Raw genomic sequence first — 13,054 nt, 5'->3', positions numbered from 1 at the left:
AACTCTTATAAAATCTAGATCCTTAATAATATTAAACCTATATAGTTACTATGAATTACAACATTTCATAAAGGAAAAAAACTCAAAAAGAATAAGCCATACATTCATATAAATTAGCCTTTTTTATCTTTTTTAAAAACATAGGTATAAAACCACATTAATGTAAAAGTTGGCATAAAGTCTAATCCAGGCATAATTTCTTCAACAAATGCCACAACTCCAGCTACACGACCCGCTTTTCCTTTGTACATTTTAGTCATGAGCCAACCCGAAACTGGTGCCCAAACTATATCTGATAACTCACCGATACCAGGGAAAAAGTATGAGAGGCAACCAATGGCGTCAAACACAATCCCTAAAATGAGTTTTTTATTTTTATTCATTAACAACTATTATTTTTACTAAGCTTTAAACAAGAAATATTCCAATTTTATTTCCCGATTAATTTCAAAAATTCGTTTCTGGTTTCATTTTTTTCAAACTGCCCTCTAAATCCAGAAGTTGTGGTTACCGAGTTTTGTTTCTGTACACCACGCATCATCATACACATATGTGAAGCCTCAATTACCACAGCAACACCTTGCGGTTTTAAGGTATCGTTTATACAGTCTAAAATCTGTTTAGTTAACCGCTCCTGTACTTGTAAACGTCTTGCAAAGACATCTACTATTCGAGGTAGTTTACTTAGTCCAACTATTTGTCCGTTTGGAATATAAGCAATATGAGCCTTCCCAAAAAAAGGTAGAATATGGTGCTCACATAAAGAATACAATTCAATATCCTTTACAATAACCATTTCATTATAAGATTCCTTAAACATAGCGCCTTTTAAAATTTCAACGGGATCTTGCTCGTAACCCTGAGTTAAAAATTGCATCGCCTTGGCCGCGCGTTCGGGGGTTTTAAGTAAACCTTCACGCTGAGTATCTTCTCCTAAATCTTCAATTATATGCTTATATCGATTGGTAACGTCGCCGGTTACTTCATCATTATATTCTTCAAAACTTTTGTAGGCCATATATTAAATATTGACTATTGATTAATTATTATTTATTATTGGTTGGATATATAAAACATGGATTTTCCTAGAAAATATCCAACAAGGCAAATAGTAGAAAGTACAACAATGCTTGTCACTAATATTTTCACGGGTTTATTTATATCTTTTCTTAAGATAATCATTCCTAAAATTGCTATTTTCCATTAAAAATGGGTAAAAAATATTCCATAAATAGTTATTGGTTGTTGGTTGTTGGTTATTGGTTATTGGTTATTGGTTATTGGTTATTGGTTATTGAAAGTTGACATTGTTTTTTAAATAAAATAAATTTCTTGTTAAACATTATTAACTGAACCTCCCTAAATAGAGTTGACCATTTTTAATTTTTAATTTTTAACTCCTCTATAAATATACCCCTAAAAACAGATAACACAAAAAAAGTAAACTTAATTGTCCATAACGCTTTAAAGTAGTAAATTCACCCCTATTATTTCTTATAGATGATTCAAGCAAAAAACATTCATAAATTTTACGACGATTTACAAGTTTTAAAAGGCGTAGATATCCATATTAAAAAAGGAGAAGTGGTCTCTATTGTTGGTGCTTCTGGTGCTGGAAAAACGACGTTGTTACAAATTCTAGGCACTTTAGATCGTGCTTCTTCGCGCAAACCTTTTGATTTACGTATCAATAAAACTAAAATCAATGATTTAAAAGATAAGGCGCTAGCGAAGTTTAGAAACGAGCATATCGGATTTATTTTTCAGTTTCATCAATTACTTCCAGAATTTACGGCTTTAGAAAATGTTTGTCTACCAGCTTTTATAAAAGGTACCAATAAAGCTGATGCTGAAAAACGCGGAAAAGAACTCCTTGACTTTTTAGGCTTATCTCACAGATACGACCACAAGCCTAACGAACTTTCGGGAGGAGAACAACAACGTGTTGCCGTAGCTAGAGCTTTAATTAATAGTCCAGCTTTAATTTTTGCCGATGAACCTTCTGGGAATTTAGATAGTGAATCTGCCGAAAACCTTCACAACTTATTTTTTAAGCTTCGTGATGAATTCGGACAAACATTTGTAATTGTAACGCACAATGAAGATTTAGCCAACATGGCCGATAGAAAATTAACCATGGTAGATGGAAAAATAACGAGCTAAGCCTTTGGCTCTTTTAATAATGCCGTAACACCCAAAAGTGGGCCAACAGCCAATACTACGAAAAGGTATTCCATAGGTATATAGGTACTTAACTTATTTAAAAGCATAATACTTACAATCGTGATGCAGTAACCTATACAATTCACAATGGTTAAGGCTGTTCCTTTAAATTCTGGATTCACCGTTTGCGCAATTAATGTTGAAAACAATGGCGAGTCGGCAATTACCATCATACCCCAAAACGCAATAATTACGATAAAAACCACTTCGGAAGTGATTCCGAAAAACAACGGCGATGCTATGCAACAAATTCCAGATAAAATTAAAGCGGTTAAAGCGACACGTTTCGCTTGAAATTTCTCAGATAAATACCCTGATATCACGCAAGCGATTCCGCCCAGAGCGATAATACTAAAACTTAATACCGAAATATTAAACTCTGCGTTGGGATGTGTTTTCACATAGCTAGTTAAAAGTAAGGGTACAAAAGCCCAAAACGCATAAAGTTCCCACATATGTCCGAAATACCCAAAAGCAGCAGAACGAAAATCACCATTTCTAAATATTTTATACAATACCGATAAATCCATCGCTTTCGCGGATTTTCTAAAAGGGCCATCAGGAACAAAAACTAAAACTAAAACACCTCCTAATAAAGCTAGCGCTGAAGTAATATAAACGATGTTTTCCCAAGCCAAAAAATGACTAAAACCTTTTAATAAATGCGGAAAAGCCGTTCCCAAAACCAAGGCTCCTACTAAAAAGCCAAGAGATTTCCCTAAACCCTTATGATAGTAATCTGCAGCTATTTTCATCCCTACGGGGTAAATGCCTGCCAAGAAGAACCCCGTTAAAAACCTAAGCAATATCAAAGTATGAATGCTATGCCCTTTAAGAACAACCAAACCATTGAAAAATGCTCCTAAAAACGCACTCACAAAAAAGACTTTTGAAGGAGAAAACCGATCGGTAATGGTAAAAAAAGCAAATAGAAAAGTACCAATTATAAATCCAAATTGTACCGCTGAAGTTAAAAGCCCTAATGCAGACGGTTCTAAATGAAAGGTAAAAATTAAATCGGTTATCACACCATTTCCAGCAAACCACAAGGAGGTACAACAAAATTGAGAAAAAACAATGGTGGGTAAAATGACTTTGGAGTGGTTCAAATTAATGGGTTATGAATAAATTTAATAGCTAGATTAGACACCTAATTTAATAAATACTTACAGCACTTAATTTTATCCAATTTACCCAAGTTTTTTTTAATCCCAATAATTTATTAAATCATCAACATCTAAGTCATTTCCTTGCAAGAAAATATTATCCCAATATAAATTTCCATTAATTTTTACAAAAACCTTGTAATAACCAGAACTTAAATTTTCTAAATTCAATATTAAATTAGTTGAATTCACATCAATAAATTCCATTTTGGCATTTAATTCGATTTCAGATTCATTGTAATAGTCTGAGTTTAAAATTGAACTAAAATCTGCTTGTTGTTGTGTTTTTTCTGCATTAGCACTTATAACCCAAGCATCAGAAATATTTACAGAAGACTTCACACTCAAATAAGGCCGAGCTAAAGGGTTTGGAAAAACAACAAATTGATTTTTGGTAAAAACATTTGGGTTTCCTAATCGAGTTACCTCAGAATACTCAGAACTTCTGATATTAATTCCTGTTACTAATTCAACTTCTCCCTTTGATGTAGAATTATTGTTTTCACTATCACTACTACAGCTAACTAATAGTAGTAACACAAAAATGATTGTCATTTTTTTCATTCGTATTCTTATTTCTTTTGTCTTGGTAAAATATTTCAGTGAAAGAAATTAACCTAGTATTAATTTTAAAAAACAACATTTAAAGTAAAGTCTGAATAGGGTAGACACAATTCAGACTTTTATAAATTATTAGTTCACCAACGGATAAGTCACACCTAAAACAGTGATGGTTTTATCGGCATAATTTAATTTAATATCCTTAAACAAACCTACATCAATTGATAGAATTCCAGATTTAACTTGTCGTGGTAGTAACACAAAATGTAACGCTTCATCAATGGTTAAGCTGTACTCAACACCTTTCGAACTTACACCAGATTGCATACCATCTAACAAGTATTCATCATCCCAAATATTTAAAGGCGTGTTGAATCCAGAAATCCAGGTTCTCATAGAATCTTCAGTATAATAAATACTGTCACCAGTTGCAGTCGTTATTTTTCCATTGCTAATAGCTACACTGTATTCAGAAAAACCAGCTGTATTTTTACCTAAATTCTTAGCAACATGCGTCCCTTCTACCTGGAAACTTTCATGGTAATAATTATTAAAAGTTGTGGTATGCACACTACCTTTTTGTCCGTACCAATTAGTAGACACAATTGTTATAACACCTTTACGTGTAATACCGTCTTTACACAACAACCCTTCTCCAAAATCGACTGTTATTGTTTTAGGGAAAGTAGTTAAATCAAAAGGCACTATAGTAATATTTGGTTCATTTTTAGCACCATCAATTTTTGAAGTTTGCGAATTCTCAGAGGTAATTACAGCATCGCCTGAATTATTACCTATATCCTGAAATATTTGATTCACTAAAGCATATTCTTTAACGGCTTCAATAGAATCATCTGGTTTTGATATATCTTTTACTTCTTCCGTGTCACAGGCTATAAAAAATAATGCTAAAATTGGTACAATTAGTTTTCTCATAAGTATGTATGTTTTAATATTTAACCAAATAACGTTGTTTGTTTGAAATTTAGTTCATTCAAAGTGTTGAAACCCTGTTTTTCGACAAACTAACGCCATTCATCGGTATTATTTCACCCTTCAAAGATAAAAATAATATTTTTCAGGATTCTATAGTAAAATGTGTTTTTATCAATTACATAATAAAGAGTATTTTTGAATACATAAAATCATGTTGAACTTCAATTTATCTAACTTGAATACCTCAGAATTAAAAGAATTTTTAGACGCTAAAGTCATTGAATACAATAACCCGAAATTTATTGACAGTGACCCTATCCAAATTCCGCATCGTTTTACACAGAAAGAAGACATTGAAATCGCTTCCTTTTTAACAGCAACGATAGCCTGGGGAAATCGTAAAATGATTATAAAAAATGCAGATCGTATGATGCAATTGCTTGGAAATTCACCCTATGATTTTATAATAAACCATAAAGAAAATGACTTAGATCATTTTGAAGGCTATGTACATCGCACCTTTAATACTGAAGATTTAACCTATTTCATAAAATCTTTAAAGAACATCTATCAAAATCACGGTGGTCTGGAAACTGTTTTTCTAAAGCATCTTAAGGGAAACACGATGCAACTCGCAATTCATGAGTTTAAAAAGACGTTTTTTTCTATTGATCATCCATCAAGAACTCTAAAACATGTAGGGGATCCAAATAAAGGTTCGGCAGCAAAAAGGTTGAACATGATGCTACGTTGGCTTGTAAGAAACGACCAAGCTGGTGTCGATTTTGGTGTTTGGAAAACCATCTCGCCTTCCGTATTATCGTGCCCTTTAGATGTACATTCCGGTAATGTTGCTCGAAAATTAGGCTTACTTACCCGAAAGCAAAATGATGCCAAAGCTTTGTCAGAATTAGACACCGCTTTGCGGGAATTAGACTCCAAAGACCCTGTTAAATATGACTTTGCCCTTTTTGGACTAGGTGTTTTTGAAGGGTTTTAAAATCGGTTTTCATTACCTTTGAGTTTAAAAACTTGAATACTTATGAAGCGATTACTACTTTTTTTATTTGCCTTATTCTTCTTTTCTGCATTTTCTCAGTCTCGAAAAATTCCTGTTGACACGATGGTTGTAACCACAAATACAACCACAATAAAAGGTCAAAGCATATCCTATAAAGCTACCACAGGAACGCAGCCTGTTTGGAATAAAAAAGGTGATCCCATTGCCACACTTTACTACACCTATTACGAACGCAATAACGTTAAGGATAAAGCCAATCGCCCCTTAGTTTTTTCATTTAATGGCGGCCCAGGTTCTGCTTCGGTTTGGATGCATATTGCATATACTGGGCCTAAAGTTATAAATCTCGATGATGAGGGTTATCCAGTACAACCTTACGGCGTAAAAGACAACCCCAACTCTATTTTAGATGTGGCTGATATTGTTTACGTAAATCCTGTAAACACAGGTTATTCAAGAATGATTGCCGATAAAGATGGTAAACTTCCAGAGCGCGATACCTTTTTTGGTATTAACGCTGACATTAAATACTTAGCAGAATGGATGAATACCTTTGTTTCTAGAAAAAGCCGTTGGGAATCTCCTAAATATATTATTGGTGAAAGTTACGGAGGCACTCGAGTTATGGGTTTAGCTAACGAACTACAATCTAACCAATGGATGTATCTTAATGGGGTTATTATGGTTTCTCCTGCCGATTATAAACTATACAGCACTGGTCAACCTATTTACGCTTCATTGAACTTGCCATATTTTACTGCTGCCGCTTGGTATCATAAAGTATTACCTACTGAACTGCAACAAAAGGATTTATTGGAAATTCTTCCTGAAGTTGAAAATTATGCCATAAACAACTTCATGCCGGCACTGGCTAAAGGTGGTTCTATTTCGGAAACTGAAAAACAACAAATCGCTAAAAAAGTAGCCTACTACTCTGGTTTAACTGAAAAAGAAATCATTCAACATAATTTAGAAGTACCTAACAGCTATTTCTGGAAAGCATTACTTCGGGATAAAACAGGGCAAACAATCGGGCGTTTAGATTCTAGATATTTAGGTATTGACAAAACAGAATCTGGCAACTCTCCAGATTATAACGCCGAAATCTCTTCATGGTCGCACTCTTTTACACCGGCTATAAATTATTATATAAGAGAACATTTAAATTTTAAAACCGACATAAAATATAACATGTTTGGAAATGTACACCCATGGGATAGAAGAAACGATAATGTAAGAGAAGGGCTAAGAGAGGCTATGGCACAAAACCCGTATTTAAAAGTGCTTGTCCAATCCGGGTATTATGATGGCGCGACAACTTATTTTGCCGCAAAATACACCACGTGGCAAGTCGATCCGAGTGGAAAAATGAAAGACCGTTTTACATTCAAAGGTTACCGTAGCGGACATATGATGTATCTTAGAAAAGATGATTTAATATCTGCCAACGATGACATTCGTGAGTTTATAAAAAATGCATCAAGCAACGGAAAGGCTGCGAAATACACAAATTAAAACAAACAAAAAACGATTGGTGAACACAGTTCACCAATCGTTTTTTGTTCTTAACTTCTTAACTTCTTAACTTCTTAACTTCTTAACTACTTAGCTCCGAAAAACTACCCTCGTAACCAAGCTTCACGCAATGATTTTTGAGCAGCGGTAGCATCAGCTTTTTCGTTAAGACCTTCACCTGAAATGTATGTCTTAGTCACTTTCGTTTTTATAACTTTCTCTACACCATCACGAACGACAATAATATTAACATCTTGTCCTTCTTCCCAAGTATAAATTTCTTGTAAAATTGTATTTGCGTTTTCGAAGGTCATTGGTTTTCCATCAACCGATTTTAGTATATCGTTTGGTAATACACCTTGCTCTACCCAGAAACTATTCCCCGCAACTTGCTCTGTAAAAAAGATAACACGTTTCTCAGGATCTCCTGTAACTATAGGCGCACCACCCATGATAATATGATTACCTTCAACTTGACCTGTTTTAACTTCCAGACCTACTTTATCGAAAAATTCATTATAATTAATTGGAATATCACCAATAACATGCATTTCAAAAAACTCACCTAAAGAAGGGTAAGTCATTGCTACGATTTCATCAAATAATTTATCATCCTCAAAAGGCTTGTCTTTACCATATTTATTAGATAATTCTTTCATAAGTGATAAAATACCACGGTGACCATCACTTTCTTCACGCATTAAAATATCAATACACATACCAATTAACGCGCCTTTTTGGTATACGTTTAAGTACTGATCCTTATAAGGTTCCTTAATAACGTTTTCACTCATTATGGTAAAACTCATGGTATCATCCATTTGTTTTGAATAATTGATTTTTCCCATAATGGTGTTGTAAAATTCAGCCTCATCCACTAAACCTTGATTGATTTGAAATAAGGTTGCAAAATATTCTGTAACCCCTTCATACATCCATAAGTGTTTGGAGAATGTAGGATTGTTATAATCGAAATACTGCACATCTTCAGAGTGTACACTTAACGGCGTTACGATATGAAAAAATTCGTGTGAAACCACGTCAATCATATTTTTAGATAAAGCAGCAGCCGGCATGCTATCTGGAAAAACCACTACAGTAGATGTATGATGCTCTAAAGCACCAAAACCTTTTGGAGAATCTTCTTTACCTTCAGATAAATACAAGAAAATATCATATCTAGAGGTCGCGTTAATATCACCTAAATATGCTTTTTGAGCCTCCATCATTTTATAAACCGTTTCTTTTAACGATTTTGCTGAATGTGATTTACTTGGAGAATAAACACTTAATACAATTTTGATGTCGCCAACTTGAAAAGTTTCAACATCTAAATCGCCATACATTAATGGATTATCTGTAATATCAAAATACTTTTGAGCGATATAACTTGACGTGGTTGTTTTACCGTCTTCACTTGTTTTAGATCCTACTTCTTGCAAAGCTGCTGAACGCACAAATTTTGACGGGCTCGTAATATCAACTTTATATTGATTGGTTTTCAAAGAATCAAAATAGCCTATAAAACCATGAAGGTTAAGTACAAAGTTGTTTTCTTCAATATTTGTTCCTGAGGGTGAAAATGGTGTTTCGTGACCAATTCCGCCTTCTTCTTCAATATCGAAAGTATCATTAACTAAATAGCTAATTTTATCTAATTCCTTAGCATTAGAAATGGTCCAAGTATTATCATCTACATTTTTAACAGCCATTTCTTTACCATTGTAATCGTAAGCCTTGATATCATCAACATACTTACCAAAATCACTAACCGCATAAGTCCCTTGAACCACTTTTGGCAACCTATAAGTCACTTCATCAACTGTAAAACGCCCTGGGTTTATCGTTACCGGAACACGGTCTTCATTAATATGAACCAAGTCCAACCAAGTTTCAATTGGTGTATTTACAGCTAAATCATTTGCTGATGTCTTTTTTGTACCACAACTGGCCAATATTAAGCCTGTGAGGGTTAAGGCTAAAAATCTGTTTTTCATGTATTCTTTTTTTTATTAAAATAGATGCGCAAAATACTATTTAGTAACGGGTGCATTCGCTAAGGTTTTGTTAAATTCGCGACATGCAGACACCTCTTGTTAGTATTTTAATTCCGTTTAAAAATACTGAAAATTACATTACGAATTGTCTTACCTCCATAATTAAGCAAAGCTATAGTCGTTGGGAGTTGCTTATTGTAGACGATCATTCTACAGATCACAGTTTTAATATCGTTGAAAAATTTGCTTCTGAAGACCACCGCATCAAGCTTTTAAAAAATCCTGGAAGCGGCATTATAGACGCTTTAAGATTAGCTTTTCAACATAGTCAAGGCGATTTCATAACACGCATGGATAGTGATGATGTGATGCGCCTAAATAAAATTGAGGTTCTAGTTGAAAATTTATTAACCTACGGAAAGCAACATGTCGCCCTAGGTAAAGTGCACTATTTTGCTGAATCTGGTATTAAAGCAGGTTACAAAAGTTACGAGGTTTGGCTGAATGATTTAACTGAAAAAGGCAGCAATTATTCTGAAATCTATAAAGAATGCGTGATCCCTTCACCTTGTTGGATGGTACATCGTGATGATTTTTTGACTTGTGATGCTTTTAACCCAGACCTATACCCTGAAGATTACGATTTGGCTTTCAGGTTTTACAAATACGGTTTAAAATGCATACCCTGTGACGACGTTTTACACGATTGGCGAGATTATAGCGATCGCACCTCACGAACTCATGAGCATTATGCTGAAAATCATTTTATAGATATTAAACTGAAATATTTTCTTGAACTCGATTACCGGCAAGATAAAACTTTAGTGATTTGGGGTGCTGGAAACAAAGGAAAAACCATCGCTAAAAAACTAACAGCTTTGAATATTCCGTTTGAATGGGTTTGCGATAATCCTAAAAAAATAGGTAAAGATATTTACGGCACAGTATTAAAACCATTTCGTTTTTTAGAAGACATTGAAAATATACAAAGCATCATTAGTGTTGCTAATAAAGATGAGCAGAAAGTTATTTTAGAATACATGAATCAGTTGAAATTAAAACCAATTCAAGATTATGTTTTCTTTTGCTAGAAAAACGCTAAAAAACAAGCCCCGAATGCGTAACATCCGGGGCATTATTTTATTATAGATTAAGTTTCCTTTACTGTTTTACGATCTTTTTAGTATACGTTTTTTCACCGCTAGAAACTCTTAAAAAATACATCCCAGCTTTTAATGCACTAGCATCTATTTGAGTTGAATCCCCTTTAAAACGGCCTTTAAGAACCACTTGTCCTAAATGGTTACAAACTGAATAGGCAGTGTTTTCTGAAGTATCATCAGGTGTTTGAACCGTAAACACATTATGTACTGGATTTGGATAAACCTTCAATGAAGTACTAACAGCAGCATTTGAAGCCCCTATTTTACCATCAGCAGCTTTTGCTGTAGAACTACTTGAAGCATTATAAACTTCAACTTCAGCAAGACTTAACGCCGTACCGGTTAAGTTTGAATTAATTCGGATACTCTTACCTAAAACACCACCGGCATCTATGGTGATGTAGGGATCTGGCGTGGTATTGATTACTTTTCTAATGGTACGGTTTCCGTTACTATCCCACATAAACATGGTAAAATTAGATAAACGCTCTGTACAACAGGCATCGGTACGGTTATAAATTTTGATTTCTCCGATATTATAATCTGCACCAAGGTCTAAAGCCCACCAGGCTCCATCTTCTGCCGAAGTATGGGTTACAGAACCTGCGCTCCACGCCCCATTAGTATTACCATCTATAGCTCGTGAGGCGGCACCTCCATTTGCTGTTGAAGACTGGGTAGCTATGCCGTTTAAGGCTAAATTACGCGTTCCATATACCTCCACTTCAGCTAAACTAAGTGCTGTAGCAGCTAAGTTCGATTTAATTCTAATTCTGTAACCTGCTAAGCCACCAACATTTATACTTAAAGAAGAATCTGGGGCTGTTGTATAAAATTTTCTTAAGGTACGATTACCTGCTTCATCCCACATAAAAACTATAAAATCTGATAATCTATCCTCACAACAATCTGTTCTATTATGTATTACAATTTCTTCTATGGAAGATTCTGAATCTAAAACTAAATCCCACCAAGCATTATCTTCAGTTTCTGTATGCGTTACAGAACCGCCTCGCCATGCACCATTGGTATTACCGTCTATAGCAAGTGAAGCTGCACCGCTAGAATAGGTTGAAGATTGTGTGGCTGTTCCGCTTAAAGCGAGGTTATTTCCATTGCCAACTTGACCATTGTCATTTCCGTTGTTTTCACTATTAATTGAAATACCACGTTCAAACAAATAGTCATCACATCCCTGTAACAAATCATACACCCAAGCATAAATTGTTGTTTCAGTTCTATTATAAGAACCTCCCCAGGTCATCATACCTCCTGCTGAAAGCGCCTCTTCATTCCATGTATTAAAATCATCCTGTTCCCATGCCTGGGTAGGCCCATACTTCCAGGCTGTAGTAGACAATTTAGAATGATAATTCCCAACAATTTTGTCGTCCCAGGTCCATGTTCCACCTTCATGTACATAACCATTGGTTTCCGTCATGCGCGTTACGTGTTTGTAATTATTATTAAACTGGTTTCCAGTTATTTTTTCAGCATGATTGTTATTTCCACCAAAGGCATGACCAAACGTAAAGTCATCAAATCTTGTAGCAGCTGCAAAAGGATAAGAATTGTGATTTGAAGTACTCCTTCCGTTGTTAAATGCCACTGGGATATCATCATTTCCTGAACGTACAGCATTTGCAAATGCTTCATATATACGTTGATCATCTATATTTCCGCTCGTTGCATCGTCACCATTTTCTTCCATATTTCCTTCAGCATCATCAAAAATCCATGCATCAATATATTGACCATATTGTTGAGAATAATACTTTAAAACGAATTCTGCATAACAAAACATATAAGGACGGTTAGGATATCCTGATTTCGTATGATATGATTCGCTATTGATAAATGCTTGAGCTGTTGGATTGGTATCACACCATGCTTTAAAACTTGCTACAAACTCCTCAAATTCAGCAGAATTATCTCCAACAAAATGTTCGGCATTTGAATACGCTTTAACCATAAAACCTGCATCTCTAATAATTGATATTTGATCCATAGTTTTGGTATCATTATCAGCTGGAAAAACGGCATCTGCTCCATCTAACCCGCTCAGTAATGGACATGGCGCACTATGCAATGCCGATTGACTAGCCCCACTATTAAACGATACTTGAAAGCCATCTAAAGTTTTGAGACTCGTTATCCTTTCATCGAATAACTCTGGAGGAAGATTAGCCCACCAAGTTCCTCGTAGTTTTTGCGCACGATCACCTGGATCTTGAGCATTAGTGATATTAACCTGCATCAAAACACAGGTAATAAATAACATGGTTTGTAAAAATTTTGTTTTCATTTTTGTTTAGTTTAATTTAAAAATAATTTATGATGGTTTTAAAATTTGATTGCATCTCTACGACATCAACAGTTTACCTACACAGGTTTTAAGGGAAAATAGGATCAGTTGATTTAATCGATTTTAATTCTACCATAATTACTGCTTTACGATCTTTTTAGTATACG

General features: G+C 34.6%; 11 protein-coding genes. 4 read left to right on the top strand and 7 right to left on the bottom strand.

Annotated features, from left to right (window positions below; genetic code table 11):
- Positions 1-113: 113 nt before the first annotated feature.
- Both KO493_RS12275 and folE read right to left on the bottom strand, forming a co-directional pair.
- Positions 114-383 carry a hypothetical protein gene (locus KO493_RS12275; protein ID WP_216068260.1) on the bottom strand — a complete coding sequence of 90 codons (270 nt, stop codon included), beginning with the start codon at positions 381-383 and terminating at the stop codon, positions 114-116.
- A gap of 47 nt (positions 384-430) precedes the next feature.
- Positions 431-1,018 (bottom strand): GTP cyclohydrolase I FolE, encoded by a 588-nt coding sequence (gene folE / locus KO493_RS12270; protein WP_216068259.1) that lies wholly within the window; start codon positions 1,016-1,018, stop codon positions 431-433.
- A 482-nt stretch (positions 1,019-1,500) separates the two neighbouring features.
- Between folE and KO493_RS12265 the strand changes: the two genes are divergently transcribed.
- A complete protein-coding gene (locus tag KO493_RS12265) occupies positions 1,501-2,163 on the top strand; it encodes an ABC transporter ATP-binding protein (protein ID WP_216068258.1) in 663 nt (220 codons plus the stop codon).
- On the opposite strand, the gene KO493_RS12260 is transcribed toward KO493_RS12265, so the two are convergent.
- The 3 genes from KO493_RS12260 to KO493_RS12250 all read right to left on the bottom strand — a co-directional run bounded on the left by KO493_RS12260 (position 2,160) and on the right by KO493_RS12250 (position 4,886).
- Complete coding sequence (locus tag KO493_RS12260) at positions 2,160-3,332, bottom strand: MFS transporter (protein WP_216068257.1); 1,173 nt, start codon at positions 3,330-3,332, stop codon at positions 2,160-2,162. The genes KO493_RS12265 and KO493_RS12260 overlap by 4 nt on opposite strands.
- A gap of 96 nt (positions 3,333-3,428) precedes the next feature.
- The gene (locus KO493_RS12255; RefSeq protein WP_216068256.1) at positions 3,429-3,944 is read right to left on the bottom strand and encodes a hypothetical protein; all 516 of its coding nucleotides are present in this window, start codon (positions 3,942-3,944) and stop codon (positions 3,429-3,431) included.
- 138 nt (positions 3,945-4,082) lie between these two features.
- On the bottom strand, positions 4,083-4,886 hold the full coding sequence (locus tag KO493_RS12250; protein ID WP_216068255.1) for a hypothetical protein: 804 nt from the start codon (positions 4,884-4,886) through the stop codon (positions 4,083-4,085).
- 235 nt (positions 4,887-5,121) lie between these two features.
- Here KO493_RS12250 and KO493_RS12245 point away from each other — a divergent pair, with 235 nt between their 5' ends.
- A complete protein-coding gene (locus KO493_RS12245) occupies positions 5,122-5,886 on the top strand; it encodes a TIGR02757 family protein (RefSeq protein WP_216068511.1) in 765 nt (254 codons plus the stop codon).
- A gap of 42 nt (positions 5,887-5,928) precedes the next feature.
- Complete coding sequence (locus tag KO493_RS12240) at positions 5,929-7,422, top strand: S10 family peptidase (protein WP_216068254.1); 1,494 nt, start codon at positions 5,929-5,931, stop codon at positions 7,420-7,422.
- Between the two features lie 104 nt (positions 7,423-7,526).
- Here the strand turns inward: KO493_RS12240 and KO493_RS12235 are convergent, their stop codons facing one another.
- Positions 7,527-9,419 carry a peptidase M61 gene (locus tag KO493_RS12235; protein WP_216068253.1) on the bottom strand — a complete coding sequence of 631 codons (1,893 nt, stop codon included), beginning with the start codon at positions 9,417-9,419 and terminating at the stop codon, positions 7,527-7,529.
- An 83-nt stretch (positions 9,420-9,502) separates the two neighbouring features.
- On the opposite strand from KO493_RS12235, the gene KO493_RS12230 reads away from it, so the two are divergent.
- A complete protein-coding gene (locus KO493_RS12230; RefSeq protein ID WP_216068252.1) occupies positions 9,503-10,510 on the top strand; it encodes a glycosyltransferase family 2 protein in 1,008 nt (335 codons plus the stop codon).
- Positions 10,511-10,580: 70 nt separating this feature from the next.
- Here KO493_RS12230 and KO493_RS12225 read toward each other — a convergent pair whose 3' ends face one another.
- Positions 10,581-12,887, bottom strand: a complete 2,307-nt coding sequence (locus KO493_RS12225) for a galactose-binding domain-containing protein (protein WP_216068251.1) — start codon at positions 12,885-12,887, stop codon at positions 10,581-10,583.
- Positions 12,888-13,054 lie beyond the last annotated feature (167 nt).

This window comes from Pseudotamlana agarivorans, from assembly GCF_018860245.1.
Classification (GTDB): Bacteria; Bacteroidota; Bacteroidia; order Flavobacteriales; family Flavobacteriaceae; genus Pseudotamlana; species Pseudotamlana agarivorans_A.
Note: the sequence above shows the minus strand (reverse complement) of the source record. Positions and strands in the feature narration are given on the sequence as shown.